Origin of the sequence: Micromonospora sp. NPDC005203 (assembly GCF_042872705.1) — a bacterium.
In the GTDB taxonomy this organism is placed as follows: domain Bacteria; phylum Actinomycetota; class Actinomycetes; order Mycobacteriales; family Micromonosporaceae; genus Micromonospora.
Genome location: NZ_JBIAKV010000003.1, coordinates 425189 through 440400, shown reverse-complemented (window position 1 = coordinate 440400; position 15212 = coordinate 425189). Strand labels below are relative to the sequence as shown.

General features: G+C 70.7%; 11 protein-coding genes, 1 tRNA gene and 1 pseudogene. 12 read left to right on the top strand and 1 reads right to left on the bottom strand.

What is annotated here, in order from left to right; translation table 11 throughout:
- The first annotated feature begins 36 nt into the window (after positions 1 to 36).
- From ACFYPM_RS11675 to ACFYPM_RS11625, 11 genes are all read left to right on the top strand, one after another.
- Positions 37 to 1788 (top strand): CTP synthase, encoded by a 1752-nt coding sequence (locus ACFYPM_RS11675; RefSeq protein WP_387194384.1) that lies wholly within the window; start codon positions 37 to 39, stop codon positions 1786 to 1788.
- A 37-nt stretch (positions 1789 to 1825) separates the two neighbouring features.
- Complete coding sequence (locus tag ACFYPM_RS11670) at positions 1826 to 2431, top strand: NUDIX domain-containing protein (protein ID WP_387194381.1); 606 nt, start codon at positions 1826 to 1828, stop codon at positions 2429 to 2431.
- Between the two features lie 338 nt (positions 2432 to 2769).
- Positions 2770 to 3885, top strand: coding sequence for an alanine dehydrogenase (gene ald, locus ACFYPM_RS11665; RefSeq protein WP_387194378.1), 1116 nt, complete (start codon positions 2770 to 2772; stop codon positions 3883 to 3885).
- A 67-nt stretch (positions 3886 to 3952) separates the two neighbouring features.
- Positions 3953 to 4918, top strand: a complete 966-nt coding sequence (locus ACFYPM_RS11660; protein ID WP_387194375.1) for a site-specific tyrosine recombinase XerD — start codon at positions 3953 to 3955, stop codon at positions 4916 to 4918.
- Positions 4919 to 5099: 181 nt separating this feature from the next.
- Entirely contained in the window at positions 5100 to 6023 is a 924-nt protein-coding gene (locus ACFYPM_RS11655; protein ID WP_387194451.1) for a ParA family protein, read from the top strand.
- Between the two features lie 41 nt (positions 6024 to 6064).
- The gene (locus ACFYPM_RS11650; RefSeq protein WP_387194372.1) at positions 6065 to 7153 is read left to right on the top strand and encodes a segregation and condensation protein A; all 1089 of its coding nucleotides are present in this window, start codon (positions 6065 to 6067) and stop codon (positions 7151 to 7153) included.
- Complete coding sequence (scpB, locus tag ACFYPM_RS11645) at positions 7146 to 8084, top strand: SMC-Scp complex subunit ScpB (protein WP_387194369.1); 939 nt, start codon at positions 7146 to 7148, stop codon at positions 8082 to 8084. The genes ACFYPM_RS11650 and scpB overlap by 8 nt, the downstream gene beginning before the upstream one ends.
- Positions 8071 to 8841, top strand: coding sequence for a pseudouridine synthase (locus ACFYPM_RS11640; protein WP_387194366.1), 771 nt, complete (start codon positions 8071 to 8073; stop codon positions 8839 to 8841). The genes scpB and ACFYPM_RS11640 overlap by 14 nt, the downstream gene beginning before the upstream one ends.
- Positions 8842 to 9036: 195 nt before the next feature.
- Positions 9037 to 9717: a (d)CMP kinase gene (cmk, locus tag ACFYPM_RS11635; RefSeq protein WP_387194363.1), complete on the top strand. Its 681-nt coding sequence runs from the start codon at positions 9037 to 9039 to the stop codon at positions 9715 to 9717.
- Positions 9718 to 9793: 76 nt separating this feature from the next.
- A complete protein-coding gene (der, locus tag ACFYPM_RS11630) occupies positions 9794 to 11197 on the top strand; it encodes a ribosome biogenesis GTPase Der (RefSeq protein WP_387194360.1) in 1404 nt (467 codons plus the stop codon).
- Positions 11198 to 11389: 192 nt separating this feature from the next.
- Positions 11390 to 11463, top strand: a tRNA-Pro gene (locus ACFYPM_RS11625).
- Between the two features lie 75 nt (positions 11464 to 11538).
- Here the strand turns inward: ACFYPM_RS11625 and ACFYPM_RS11620 are convergent.
- A pseudogene (locus ACFYPM_RS11620) lies at positions 11539 to 12353 on the bottom strand (tyrosine-type recombinase/integrase); the annotation flags it as partial.
- A gap of 499 nt (positions 12354 to 12852) precedes the next feature.
- Here ACFYPM_RS11620 and ACFYPM_RS11615 point away from each other — a divergent pair.
- A partial coding sequence (locus ACFYPM_RS11615; protein ID WP_387194356.1) for an IPT/TIG domain-containing protein occupies positions 12853 to 15212 on the top strand: 2360 nt, incomplete at its 3' end.

The window sequence follows — 15212 nt, the reverse complement described above, 5'->3', positions numbered from 1 at the left end:
TCTGCATGACCGCGACAGACGACACGGGAGCAGGCCTTGGCCCCATCAGCACGGACGACCAGGCACATTTTCGTCACCGGGGGCGTCGCCTCCTCGCTGGGTAAGGGCCTCACCGCCTCCAGCCTCGGCAACCTGCTGACCGCGCGCGGGTTGCGGGTGGTGATGCAGAAGCTCGACCCCTACCTGAACGTCGACCCCGGGACGATGAACCCGTTCCAGCACGGTGAGGTCTTCGTCACCGAGGACGGCGCGGAGACCGACCTCGACGTCGGGCACTACGAGCGCTTCCTGGACCGGGCGTTGTCCGGCAAGGCGAACGTCACCACCGGCCAGATCTACTCCGACGTGATCGCCAAGGAGCGGCGCGGGGAATACCTGGGCGACACCGTTCAGGTCATCCCGCACATCACCAACGAGATCAAGTCGCGGATCCTGGCGATGGCCGACCCGGACGAGGACGGCCAGCTTCCCGACGTGGTGATCACCGAGGTCGGCGGCACGGTCGGCGACATCGAGTCGCTGCCGTTTCTGGAGGCGATCCGTCAGGTTCGCCACGACCTGGGTCGGGACAACTGCTTCTACCTGCACGTCTCGCTGGTGCCGTACCTGGCGCCGTCGGGTGAGCTGAAGACCAAGCCGACCCAGCACTCGGTGGCGCAGCTGCGCAACATCGGCATCCAGCCGGACGCGATCGTGCTGCGCTGCGACCGGGAGATCCCGGTGAAGCTCAAGGAGAAGCTGTCGCTCTACTGCGACGTGGACACCGAGGCGGTCGTCGCCGCCCCGGACGCCCCGAGCATCTACGACATCCCGAAGGTGCTGCACCGCGAGGGGCTCGACGCGTACGTGGTGCGCCGGCTCGGCCTCTCCTTCCGCGACGTGGACTGGGCCAGCTGGGACGACCTGCTGGAGCGGGTGCACCGCCCCCGGCACACGGTCACCGTCGCGGTGGTCGGCAAGTACGTCGACCTGCCCGACGCGTACCTGTCGGTCAGCGAGGCGATCCGCGCGGCCGGGTTCGGTCACCGGGCCCGGGTGCAGCTGCGCTGGGTGCCCAGCGACGAGTGCGTCACCCCGGCCGGCGCCGCCGCGGCGTTGGCCGGCGTGGACGGCATCCTCATCCCCGGCGGCTTCGGCGTCCGCGGCATCGAGGGCAAGATCGGCACCGCCCGGTACGCCCGCGAGGCCAACATCCCGCTGCTCGGCCTCTGCCTGGGCCTGCAGTGCATGACCATCGAGGTGGCCCGGCACCTGGCCGACCTGGACGGCGCCAACTCGCTGGAGTTCGACGAGCAGGCCGCGCACCCGGTCATCGCCACCATGGCCGACCAGGAGGACATCGTCGCCGGCAAGGGTGACCTGGGCGGCACCATGCGGCTCGGGGCGTACCCGGCGACGTTGACCGAGGGGTCGATCGTCGCCGAGGCGTACGGCAGCACCGAGATCAGCGAGCGGCACCGGCACCGCTACGAGGTGAACAACGCCTACCGGGACGCGCTGACCAAGGCGGGCCTGCACATCTCCGGCACCTCGCCGGACGGTCGGCTCGTCGAGTTCATCGAGCTGGACCGCAGCCTGCACCCGTTCTTCGTGGCCACCCAGGCGCACCCGGAGCTGAAGAGCCGTCCCACCCGACCGCACCCGTTGTTCGCCTCGTTCGTCAAGGCCGCGGTGACGTACTCGCAGGCCGACCAACTGCCGGTCGACCTGGACGCGGCGGCGGAGGCCCCGACGACGCGCAAGGCCGCCCGCAACGGCGCCGCGACGAAGGCGGGCTCGTCCTCGTGAGCCAGCGAACCAGCAGGCGCAGGGGCGGGGCGACGGCGTGAGCGGGGTCGAGCACCGCTACGAGGTGCGTGCCCGCGAGGAGCGGTACCGGGGGCGGATCTTCGACGTGGTCACCGAGGAGGTGACCATGCCCGGCGGCGGGACGGGGGTACGCGATTTCGTCCGGCACGTCGGGGCGGTGGCCGTGGTGGCGCTCGACGACGCCGGCCAGGTGGTGCTGATCCGGCAGTACCGGCACCCGGTCGGGCGGCACCTGTGGGAGTTGCCGGCCGGTCTGATGGATGTCTCCGGCGAGGAGTTGCCGGTGGCCGCGCTGCGGGAGCTGGCCGAGGAGGCCGACCTCACCGCCGGGCAGGTCGACGTGCTCGTCGACCTGCACAGCTCACCCGGGTTCACCAACGAGCTGGTGCGGGTCTTCCTGGCCCGTGATCTCGCCGAGGTGCCGGCCGACGAGCGGCACGAGCGCCGCGACGAGGAGGCCGACCTCCAGGTCGTCCGGATCGATCTGGACGAGGCGGTGGCCATGGTCCTGGCCGGCGAGATCACCAACGCGTCCGCGGTGGCCGGGCTGCTGGCCGCCGCCCGCGCCCGGGACACCGGCTGGGCGGCGCTGCGCCGGGCGGACGCGCCGCTGCCCCGCTGAGCGACGCCGCCGGTCCACCCGGCGGGGCGTACGCGCGAAGGGGTCCCGCGGTCAACCGCGGGACCCCTTGCCGGCTGTCCTCAGCGGCATGCGGCAGATGGGGCGATAATGGTCGAACCCCGTCCCGGCGGTGGAGGCGACCGCGCACCGGCGAATCCGCCCGCCTGCCCTGACACTCCGTCAGGACACCCGGGCACCGGATGCCACTGTGCTGGCTCACGGCGGCACCGGGCGCGCCTAGACTGCCGCCGGCGGGACCGGTGGACCGGGGTGGCAAAGGGGCCACCGCGGCACCGAGCAGTCGGGGGAGAGCAGCCCCGAAGAGAGGTGTCTGCATCGTGAAGGTCGGAATCCCACGCGAGGTCAAGAACCACGAGTACCGCGTGGCGATCACGCCAGCGGGCGTCAACGAGTTCACCCGCAGTGGTCACCAGGTCTTCGTCGAGGCCGGTGCGGGGGTCGGCTCCAGCATCACCGACGAGGAGTTCACCGCCGCCGGCGCGACGATCCTCGCCACCGCCGACGAGGTGTGGGAGACCGCCGAGCTGGTGCTCAAGGTCAAGGAGCCGATCGCCGAGGAGTACCACCGGATGCGCGAGGGGCAGGTGCTCTTCACCTACCTGCACCTGGCCGCCTCCAAGGAGTGCACCGACGCGCTGATCGACCGCAGGGTGACCGGCATCGCGTACGAGACGGTCGAGCTGCCGGACCGGTCGCTGCCGCTGCTCGCCCCGATGTCCGAGGTCGCCGGCCGGCTCGCCCCGCAGATGGGCGCCTTCTACATGATGCGCACCGGCGGTGGGCGCGGTGTGCTGCCCGGTGGTGTCTCCGGCGTGTACGCGGCCAAGACCGTCGTCATCGGCGCCGGCGTGTCCGGTATGAACGCCGCCGCGATCGCCCTGGGCCTGCAGTCCGAGGTGCTGCTGCTGGACAAGAACGTCGCCAGGCTGCGCGCGGCAGACGCCATCTACCGGGGCCACCTGCAGACCATCGCGTCCAACGCCTACGAGGTCGAGCGGGCCGTGCTCGACGCCGACCTGGTCATCGGCGCGGTGCTGGTCCCCGGCACGAAGGCGCCGACGCTGGTCTCCAACGAGCTGGTCTCCCGGATGAAGCCGGGCAGCGTGCTCGTCGACATCGCCATCGACCAGGGCGGCTGCTTCGAGGACTCGCGCCCCACGACCCACGCCGACCCGGTCTACAAGGTGCACGAGTCGATCTTCTACTGCGTCGCGAACATGCCCGGCGCGGTGCCGAACACCAGCACCTACGCACTGACCAACGTCACCCTGCCGTACGCCCTCGAGTTGGCCAACCACGGCTGGCAGGAGGCGCTGCGCCGCGATCCGGCGCTGGCGCTGGGCCTGAACACCCACGCCGGTCAGGTCACCTACGGCCCGGTCGCCGAGGCGCACGGCATGGACGTGCTCCCACTGACCGACGCGCTGGCCTGAACGGTGGCGGCCGAGCGGTAGCGAGCCGAGGGGCAGAGCACTGACCGACGGCGTAGCCAGCGCCGGTGTGGGCGCCCAGCCCACGCCGGCCCTGCGCCGTGCCGTGCGCGGCTACCTCGACCACCTCACCGTCGAACGTGGACTTTCGGCGAACACGCTCGCCTCGTACCGCCGGGATCTGGACCGCTATCTGACGACCCTGGTCGATGCCGGCGTCACCGACCTCGCGTCGGTCGGCGCCGGTCTCGTCGAGACGCACCTGGCCCGGCTGCGCGCGGGCGACGACGCGCACCCGCCGCTGGCGGTCTCCTCCGCGGCCCGCGCGGCCAGCGCGGTCCGCGGCCTGCACCGTTTCGCGCTGCGCGAGGGGCTGACCGGCGCCGACCCCAGCCGCGACGTGCGCCCGCCCACCCCACCGCGCCGGCTGCCCCGGGCGCTCGGAGTCGACGACGTGGTCCGGCTGCTGGAGACCGCCGGCCCGATCACCGCCGCCGGCGACGACGCCCCCCTGGCGCTGCGCGACCGGGCGCTGCTGGAGTTCCTGTACGGCACCGGCGCGCGGATCTCCGAAGCGGTCGGCGCCGCCGTGGACGACCTCGACACCGACGAGGGCACCGTGCTGCTGCGCGGCAAGGGCGGCCGGGTGCGGCTGGTGCCGATCGGCGGGTACGCCGTCGACGCCGTGCGCGCCTACCTGGTCCGGTCCCGTCCCGGCCTGGCCGCCACCGGTCGGGGCACCCCGATGGTCTTCCTCAACGCCCGCGGCGGCGCGCTGACCCGCCAGGGCGCCTGGGGCATCCTGCGCGCCGCCGCCGGCCGGGCCGGGCTGCCGGTCGACGGACCTGCCGCCGTCTCCCCGCACACCCTGCGCCACTCGTACGCCACCCACCTGCTCGACGGCGGCGCCGACGTCCGGGTGGTCCAGGAGTTGCTCGGCCACGCGTCGGTGACCACCACACAGGTCTACACACTCGTCACCGTGGAGCGGCTGCGCGAGGTGTACGCCACCGCCCATCCGCGCGCCCGGGACTGACCCCGGTCGCGGTCGGCGCCGACACGCCGGGCCGGTGCCCAACCCCCTGCTGGTCGGTGGCGTACAGTCGGCATCGGCGCGGACCTCCTGGAGCGACACGACCGGGGTGCGCAGCGGCGCCGCGAAGGACGTCGGACGGCTCCGACGCCGGGTGGGGTCGTCGGGAGGGGGCAACGAGCACATGGCTGGCAACGGTGACCGTGCCGAGACGTGGACGACGGAGCTCCGCGAGCAGCAGGCCACGCTCGGTGCTGACCTCGGTCCAGCGGATCCGGCTGCCTACACGATGCGCAAGCCCATCCCGGAGCCGATGCCCACCGACCGGCACGGGCCGGCGCGCATCATCGCGATGGCCAACCAGAAGGGTGGCGTGGGTAAGACCACCACCACCATCAACCTGGGCGCGGCCCTCGCCGAGTACGGCCGCAAGGTGCTGCTCGTCGACTTCGACCCGCAGGGGGCGCTCTCGGTGGGGTTGGGTGTCAACCCGCACAACCTCGACCTGTCCATCTACAACCTGCTCATGCAGGACGACATCATCGCCGAGGACGTGGTCATCAAGACCGACGTCGCGGGGCTGCACCTGCTGCCGGCCAACATCGACCTCTCCGCCGCCGAGATCCAGCTCGTCAACGAGGTGGCCCGGGAGATGGCCCTGGCGCGGGTGCTGCGCACGGTCCGCAAGGAGTACGACTACATCCTGATCGACTGCCAGCCGTCGCTCGGCCTGCTGGCGATCAACGCGCTGACCGTCGCGCACGGGGTGCTCATCCCCCTCGAGTGCGAGTTCTTCAGCCTGCGCGGGGTGGCGCTGCTGCTGGACACCATCGACAAGGTGCGCGAGCGGCTCAACTTCGACCTGGAGCTCGAGGGCATCCTCGCCACCATGTACGACAGCCGCACCACGCACTGCCGCCAGGTGTTGCAGCGGGTGGTGGAGGCGTTCGGCGACAAGGTCTACCAGACGGTCATCACCAAGACGGTGAAGTTCCCCGAGTCCACCGTGGCCGGTGCCCCCATCACGACGATGGACCCGGCCTCCTCCGGGGCACGCAACTACCGTCAGTTGGCCCGCGAGGTGATCGCCGCCCAGTCGGAGCGGTAGCCGGACCGCCCGGTGCCCGCCACGTGGACTACGGTCGTGCGGTGACCGCGCCACCCCTCGACGCACCCGACACCGCTGCTCCGGGCGAGGTCGACGGTGTGCCGCTCGCCGAACCGGCTGCCGACCCGCCCGCTGCGGCGGCCACCGGCTTCACGGTGCGGCTGGCCAACTTCACCGGCCCGTTCGACCTGCTGCTGCAACTGATCGGCAAACACAAACTCGACGTCACCGAGGTGGCCCTGCACACGGTCACCGACGAGTTCATCGCCTACATCCGGGCCATGGGCGACGACTGGGACCTGGACGAGGCCAGCGAGTTCCTGCTGATCGCCGCGACGCTGCTCGACCTGAAGGCGGCCCGGCTGCTGCCCTCCGCCGAGGTGGAGGACGAAGCCGACCTCGCCCTGCTGGAGGCCCGGGACCTGCTCTTCGCCCGGCTGCTGCAGTACAAGGCGTACAAGGAGGCAGCGGCGTACATCGCCGAGTTGGAGGCCGTCGGTGGCCGCCGGTACCCGCGGGCGGTCAGCCTGGAGGCCCGCTACGCCGACGCGCTGCCCGACCTGGTCCTCGGCATCGGCCCGCAGCGGCTGCTGAAGCTGGCCGTGAAGGCGATGACCCCGAAACCGGTGCCGGAGGTGTCCATCGCCCACGTGCACATGGTCCGGGTCAGTGTCCGGGAACACGCGGCGATCCTCGCCGCCCGGCTGCGGCGGGCCGGCACGGCCACGTTCTCCCTGCTCTGCGCGGACTGCGAGGCCACCCTGGAGGTGGTGGCGCGATTCCTGGCGCTGCTGGAGCTGTACCGGGAGGGGCTGGTGGCCTTCGTGCAGGAACAGGCCCTGGAGGAGTTGACCGTGCGCTGGACCGGCCCGGTCGACGGCGACACCGAGTTGCACGTCGACGAGTACGCCGGCACCCCGGCCGACCCCGGCCCGCCGGGCGCCGCCCCTGAGCCGGTGGGGCCTGAGCCGGTGGGGTTTGGGCCTGAACCGGCCGGAGCCGAGCCGCACGGGACCGGGCCTGCGTCGGCGGGGGCTGGGCCTGCGCCGGTAAGGGCTGAGCCTGAGTTGGCGGGGGAGGCCGGCGGGCCGGACGGGACGAGAATGACGGAGGGTGCGCGGGATGAGTGACGAGCAACGCCGGGACTCACTGGCCGACCAGGCCGCCGCCTGGGTCCCCCCGTGGGACCGCCCGCGCCCGCCCGCCGCCGACGACACCCCCGACAACCCCGAAGCCCCGCCAGACGAGTCGACCGAGCAGCCAGACGAGTTCGTCGCGGCTTCGCCATCAAACCACGAAGATCTTGGAGAGAAAGTGCCCCTCCAGGGGCCGGAACCTTCCAGGATCTCCGACGAGCCGGGCGCGAACGCGTCGGGGTCGGCGGCGGGGGAGGGCTCGGCGCAGGTGGGGCAGGGCTCGGCGGCAGCGGAGTCGGGGGGCGCTGGGGACGTACCCCGGCGGCAGTTGGCGGGGCGGCGGCGGGTGACCGTCGCGCCGGAGCCTGCGTCCGACATGTCCGACAGTGAGCTGCGCGGCGCCCTGGAAGCCATCCTGCTGGTGGTCGACGAGCCGGTCAGTGAGCTGGTCCTGGCGCAGGTGCTGGAGCAGCCCGCCGAACGGGTCGGGCCGATGCTCGACGAGATCGCCGTCGGTTACACCGCCGCCGGGTACGGGTTCGAGCTGCGCCGGGCGGCCGGCGGGTGGCGGCTGTACACCCGGCCGGAATACGCTACGTACGTTGAGCGGTTCGTGTTGGACGGGCAGTCCGTACGGCTGACCCAGGCGGCGTTGGAGACGCTCGCCGTGGTCGCCTACAAGCAGCCGGTGACCCGTTCGCGAATCTCAGCCATCCGCGGTGTGAACGTCGACGGGGTCATCCGTACGCTGGTCACCCGCGGCCTCGTCGAGGAGTGTGGCACCGAAACGGACAGCGGGGCGTTCCTCTACCGGACCACCACGTTGTTCCTGGAGAAGCTCGGGTTGAACACCGTTGCCGAGCTGCCGCCCCTCGCACCTTTCCTGCCCGACGACGTAGAAGAGCTTGCTGATGCGACCCGATAACCGTTCCCCCAAACCCGACGCCCCTGTCTTCGAGGGGGCTGAGCGCCTGCAGAAGGTGCTCGCCGCCGCCGGCGTGGGTTCCCGGCGTGCCTGCGAGGACCTGATCTTCCGCCGCCGGGTCACCGTGGACGGGCGGGTCGCCAAGCTCGGCGACAAGGTCGACCCGGCCATCGCCGTGATCCACGTGGACGGCGAGCGCCTCCAGGTCGACGTCCGCCTGGTCTACGTGGCGATGAACAAGCCGCGTGGGGTGGTCACCACCATGGCGGACGAGAAGGGACGCAACGAGCTGTCTGACTTCATTGGCGCCCGGCTGGAGCAGCGGGTCTACCACGTCGGCCGGCTCGACGCGGACAGCGAGGGCCTGCTGCTGCTCACCAACGACGGCACGCTCGCGCACAAGCTCATGCACCCCTCGTACCAGGTGCTGAAGACCTACCTCGCGGAGGTGGTCGGGCCGATCCCGCGCAACCTGAGCAAGCGGTTGCTGGCCGGCGTCGAGCTGGAGGACGGGCCGGTCAAGGTCGACTCGTTCAGGGTGGTGGACACGCTGGGTAAATCCGCCCAGGTGGAGCTGAGCCTGCACGAGGGGCGCAAGCACATCGTCCGGCGGCTGATGGAGGAGGTCGGCCACCCGGTCACCCGGCTGGTGCGTACCTCGATCGGGCCGATCCGGCTCGGTGACCTGCGGACCGGACGGATCCGGCGGTTGACGAACGCCGAGGTCGCCGCCCTGTTCACCGCGGTGGGTGACTGACCCCGGAGTTCGGGGTACGGCTGCCGGTAGGCTCCACAACGGCCGGGACGCGGCCGCCGGGGTGGCGTGGGTCGCCTCCGGGGGCGTCGCGCGCGGGTCCGCCACGGACCGCGGGCATGATTGATGACGATTGACCAACCGCTCGCGGCGCCAGATCACCGGGCGATCCGTGAGGTACGGGCTGAGGAGGACACGGTGGAGGAAAACGTACGGGCCAGGCGATGTGTGGTCGCTGTGGACGGGCCGTCCGGTTCGGGTAAGTCCACCGTGTCGCGGCGGCTCGCCGTCGCGATCGGTGCGCGCTACCTGGACACCGGAGCGATGTACCGGGCGATCACGTTGGCCGTGCTGCGTTCCGGCGTTGACCTCGCCGACGCCGCGTCGGTGGCCAAGGTCGCCGGCGACGTCAAGCTGCACATCGGCACCCACCCGCAGGGGTACGCCGTGACCGTCGACGGCGTGGGCGTGGACGCGGACATCCGCGGCCCGGAGGTGACCGGCGCGGTTTCGGCCGTCGCCGCCGTGCCGGCTGTCCGTGAGCTGCTCGTCACCCGGCAGCGCGAGATGATCGCCAACGTTGGCCGCATTGTCGCCGAGGGTCGGGACATCGGCTCGGTCGTCGCGCCGGACGCGGACCTGAAGGTCTTCCTGACCGCCTCCGAGGCGGCCCGTGCCGCCCGGCGTAGCGCCGAGGACGCCGCTGACCTGGCGGCCACCGCGGCCGACCTGGCCCGACGGGATCAGCTCGACTCGACCCGCAAGGTCAATCCGCTGGCGCAGGCACCCGACGCGGTGGTGCTGGACACCACCGAGCTGGGCATCGACGAGGTCGTGGCGCGGTTGCGCGAGTTGCTCACCGAGCGGGGCGTGGCGTGAGCGAGGGTAGCGAGCGAATCGTCGGGCTCAGCGCGATCGGGTCTCAGGTCGGTCCGGCGCGCAGCGGAGGAGCGGCGTGAGCGAGGGTGCTGGATGGGTCGAGCTGCGTGAGCCCGACGTCGCCGTCGAGGAACCGAGCGGCCCGCAGCCGGTGGTGGCCGTGGTCGGCCGCCCCAACGTGGGCAAGTCGACACTTGTCAACCGGATCATCGGCCGCCGGCAGGCGGTGGTCGAGGACGTCCCTGGCGTGACCCGCGACCGGGTGCCGTACGACGCGCAGTGGAACGGCCGGGCGTTCACCGTGGTGGACACCGGTGGCTGGGAGCCGGACGCGAAGGACCGCGCCGCGGCCATCGCGGCGCAGGCCGAGACGGCGGTCGTCACCGCCGACGTGGTCATCTTCGTGGTCGACGCGATGGTGGGCTCCACCGACGTGGACGAGGCCGCGGTGAAGATGCTGCGGCGCAGCGCCAAGCCGGTGATCCTGGTGGCCAACAAGGCCGACAACACCGCCATCGAGATGGAGGCGACCTCGCTGTGGTCGCTCGGCCTCGGTGAGCCGTTCCCGATCTCCGCGCTGCACGGGCGCGGCTCCGGCGACCTGCTCGACGCCATCCTCGCCGCGTTGCCGGAAGCCCCGGCGATCGTCGAGAACCGGCCGCGCGGTCCGCGCCGGGTGGCGCTGGTCGGTCGGCCGAACGTGGGCAAGTCCAGCCTGCTCAACCGGTTTTCCGGCGAGGATCGGGCGGTCGTCGACTCGGTGGCGGGCACCACTGTGGACCCGGTGGACAGCCTGGTCGAGATCGGCGGTCAGACCTGGCAACTGGTCGACACGGCCGGGCTGCGCAAGCGGGTCGGTAAGGCCAGCGGCACCGAGTACTACGCCAGCCTGCGCACCGCCGGCGCGATCGAGGCCGCCGAGGTGGCCGTGGTGTTGCTCGACTCCAGCGAGCCGATCAGCGAGCAGGATCAGCGGATCCTGTCGATGGTGACCGAAGCCGGTCGGGCGATGGTCATCGCGTTCAACAAGTGGGACCTGGTCGACGCCGACCGCCGGTACTACCTGGACAAGGAGATCGACCGGGAACTGCGCCGCATCCCCTGGGCGATCCGCCTGAACCTGTCCGCGATGACCGGCCGCGCGGTGGACAAGCTGGCCCCCGCCCTGAACAAGGCCCTGGCCAGCTGGGAAACCCGGGTGCCGACCGCGCAGCTCAACCAGTGGTTGACCGCGCTGGTGCAGGCCACCCCGCACCCGGTGCGCGGCGGCCGCGCGCCACGGATCCTGTTCGCGACGCAGGCTGGCGTGGCACCGCCGCGGTTCGTGCTGTTCACCACGGGCCCGCTCGACGCGGGATACCAGCGCTTCGTCGAGCGCAAGCTCCGTGAGGAATTCGGGTACGAGGGCAGCCCCATCGAGATCTCGGTCCGCCCGCGCAAGAAGCTCGGCCCCGGCGGCCGAGGCAAGGCGCACGGCTGACCTGTTCCGTTCTCTGAAAATGCCGGATGGGCGTGCTCGCCCATCCGGCATTCCTTTCACCCCACCCTCCTAGGACGCTGTAGGGGTTGTGCGGTGGTTCGGTCACCTCGCAACCCGGGTGGGGCCTGTGCGGAGGACCCGGGGTAGCTGCGCTAAGCTGTACCGGCTGCCGCGGGGAAAACCGCGCGGGGGCGGGACGTAGCGCAGCTTGGTAGCGCACTTGACTGGGGGTCAAGGGGTCGTCGGTTCGAATCCGGCCGTCCCGACGCAGGTCAGAGGCCATTCGGATTCTTCCGGATGGCCATTTCTGATCTTGTACAGCAGCGAAGTACAGCAACGGCTCATTGATCGAGGCTCGCGCCGAGTCTCCGCAGGGCTTCGCGAGTGGTCTTCGATGAGACCTGGCTGTAGATCTCCATCGTGATCGAGAAGTCCGCGTGCCGCAGGATCGCCATCGCGACCCGGGGGTGCACGTCCAGGTCGACCAGCAACGAACCGCAGGTGCGTCGGGCGTCGTGAACGGTGATCTTTTGGATGCCGGCGCGCGCGATGCGGCTGTCGTAGGAGCGGTTGAAGTTGCGGGGTTCGATCGGCAGCCCGTAGCGGGTCGCGAAGATCATGCCGGTGTCGTGCCAGGCATCGCCCGCTTTCTCTCGTGCGGCCTGCTGTTGTTGGTAGCGGTGCCGCAGTGCGGCGACGCAGATAGCCGGGAGCGGTAGGGGAGCGTCGGACTCTTCGGTCTTGGTGGCTCGGTGCAGCAGTTGGCCGCGTACCCGCTGGAGCTGCTTGTCGATGACGAGGCTGATGTGGTGGTTGTCCTCGCAGAACTTTTCGCCGTGGGTGGTGCACGGCTTCTGCCCGCCGTCCCAGTTGATGTGGTCCCAGGTGAGGCCGAGGACTTCTCCCTTGCGTAGACCGAGCACCACCAGGACCAGGACGTGGCGGCGTAGAGGTAATCGTCGTCGTCGCGGCTGGCTTCCAGGAACGCCCGAGCCTCCTCACTGCTCCATGACTTGCCCCTGCGGTTGCGGATCGGGGGAGCTTTACCAGGGCCGCGACGTTCTTTGCGACCAGTTCCTCCACTTCGGCATGTGAGAGCGCCGAGCGGAGAACGGGCGCGGATTCCCTTGACGGTGCGAGCCGCGGGGAGGTCCTGGTGCAACTGGGAGCAGATTGGGTGCAGGTTGACGAAGTGAGCGGTGGCTGCTCGTGGTGCTGGGCGTCATCCTGGTGCTGCTTTGGTGGTGGCGATGGTGGAGGCTCGTTCTCGCCGCGATGGGTCGGCCGCAGTTCCAATGACGATCGCTGAGGGTCCGCAGAGCGGTTCGCGGATCAGCTGTTCTGGGTGAGCACCCAGCTCAGTTACTGCGGCGGCCTGCCGATCACGGACACCCCTATCGTCGGTGTGCGGTCAACTCCAACGCTGATGGTCGTTCGTCTCACCCCGGATATCCACGACGTACCGGACGCCCGATGCGTCGTCACAGGATCCACTGTCAACGGAATCAGCCGAACGGACGACGGCGACAGCAACTGACACCCCTCTATGTTTACGAGTGCGGGGCTGGCTGCTCCGCGACCGAACGAATTACGGGGGATTCGTCGTGGGCCGTGGGTGCCGCCTGTCTCGTCGTGCCATAGTCATTTTCCCGCTGGTGCTCGTGCTCGCGATCACCGGCCTGACCGTGCCGCCCGCGCCCGCCAAGGCCGCCGGCCCGGAACCCATTCGTTACTCGTACGACGACGGCGGCCGGCTGACTGGCGTCAATGACACCGCCGGTGCCGGCGCCCGGTACTCCTACGACAAGACCGGCAATCTGACTGGCGTCACCAGGCACTCGGCGGCGCAGGTCACCGTCCTGGGGGTGAGCCCGAGCCGCGGCGCGGCCGGCGCCGAGGTGACGATCACCGGCACCGGCTTCGCCGCCACGACCGCCAGTAACACGGTCACCTTCAACGGTGTCGCCGCCACCGTCACGGCGGCCGGACCAACCCGGCTCACGGCCACCGTGCCGGCGGGAGCGACCACCGGCACGGTCCAGGTGACCGTCGCTGGCACCTCCGCTTCCTTACCCCGACCCTTCACTGTGGAATCGCTCCCTGTCCCGGCGATTACCGGGTTCAGCCCGACCAGCGGCGTGCCAGGGGACACGGTGACCATTTCCGGCACCGGTTTCGACCCAGACAAGGCCCGCGATGTGGTGGAGTTCAATGGGATCCGGGCCCGGGTCACCGCCGCGACGGCGACCAGCCTGACCGCGGTCGTACCCGGCACCAGTTCGGGACGGATCGCGGTGCGTACCCCCGGTGGGGTGGCCACCAGTGCCGCCCGGTTCGCGACGGCACCCGGCCCGTTCGCCCTCGGCAAAATCGTGAGCACGACCGACCTGACCATCAACGGCCCGGCGCAGGCTGCCACCGTCGGCACCTCGGGGAAGGTCGCCCTGCTGCGTTTCGACGGCACCAAGGGGCAGCGGATCAGCCTGGTCTTCACCGGGAACACCTTCGGTGGCGCGATCGACGTGCGCCTGTTCACCGCCACCAATACCGAGCTGAGCGACAACCAGTACACGGCCGCCTATCGGCCCAACGGTGACACCAGCTTCTCCCTGCCGACGCTGCCGGACACCGGTACGTACCAGGTGGTGGTGGATCCCGGTTCGCGTACCGGCGCGATCAACGCGCGGGTGGTGGCGGACGTGGACGGCGGCGCGTTGAGCGAGAGCGCTGGCACGTCGGCCACGATCAGCCAGGCCGGCCAGCGGGTCCGGTTCACATTCAAGGGCATCGCTGGGCGGCCCTACTCGGTCGGCGTCACCGGCAGCACCGGCACCGGCGCCAACCAGGTCACCGTGTACCGACCGGATGGTGCCGTGTCGGTCGGCTCGGCCTCGTTCACCAGCGGCAACGGAGTGCTGGCCACCGGTGCCCTGCCGGCGACCGGTGACTACGTCGTGGTCATCCACTCGCCGGCGTTGATCACCCGGTCCTTCACCGTCACGCTCGCCGGTCCGGTGGACTTCGGCGTGCTGAGCCTCACCGGCGCCGGCACGGTGGTCACCACCACCCTGGCCGGGCAGACCGCCCGGCTGCGGCTCGACGCTACCGCGGGTGACCTGCGTAGCCTCGCCCTCACCGGAAGCACCTACGGCACCTCCGGCACGGTGACAGTTACGCAGCCGGGTGGGGCACGCCTGGGGTCGTACAGCTTCAGCACCTCGGCCAGCGAAATTGACCTGCCCCGGCTACCGGAGACCGGCAGCTACGACGTCCTGATCACCCCCGGCGGCACGTCCACCGGTTCGCTGACCGTCACCCTCGCGGCCGACGTGCAGGCGGGCACCCTGGACCCGACCGCGGCCGGGGTGACGGCAACCACGAACCGGCCGGGCCAGAACGCGCGGCTCACCTTCGACGGAACGGTGGGGCAGCGGACCAGCCTGGCCTTCACCGGTTCGACGTACGGCGGATCGTTCAGCGTGTCCGTCTATCGCCCGGACGGCACGGTCGCGGTCGATCAGACGTTTTCCTCGGACAGCCACATTGACCTCGCACCGCTCACGGTGGCCGGCACGCATCAGGTGATCATTGATCCTGGTGCGCCGAGGACCGGCGCGGTGATAGTGACGCTCTCTCGGGAATTTGACGGTGGGGTGTTGAGCCCGACCGCGGCGGGCACGGCAGTGTCGATTACGCGGCCGGGGCAGAACGCGGGGTTCCGGTTCGACGGGGCTACCGGCCAGCGGGTCAGTTTCGGCTTCTCCGGCTCGACGTTCACGAGCGCCTATTACCTGACGGTGTTGCGCCCCGACGGCACGACGTTCGTCAACGACGCCTATCTCTCCGGCGGCAATACGGACTACGACCTGGTCCCACTCCCCGTCTCGGGCACGTACACCGCGTTCGTCGATTACGGAATCAAGACCGGGTCGATGACGGTGACGTACTCGGTGCTGCTTGATGGTGGGGTGTTGAGTTCGACCGGGGCGGGTACGGCGGTGTCGATTACCCGGCC

Coding starts and splice junctions, on each gene's coding strand:
- ACFYPM_RS11655 (WP_387194451.1), top strand. CDS start 5,100: ATGGCTGGCAACGGTGACCGTGCCGAGACGTGGACGACGGAGCTCCGC.
- scpB (WP_387194369.1), top strand. CDS start 7,146: ATGAGTGACGAGCAACGCCGGGACTCACTGGCCGACCAGGCCGCCGCC.
- ACFYPM_RS11640 (WP_387194366.1), top strand. CDS start 8,071: ATGCGACCCGATAACCGTTCCCCCAAACCCGACGCCCCTGTCTTCGAG.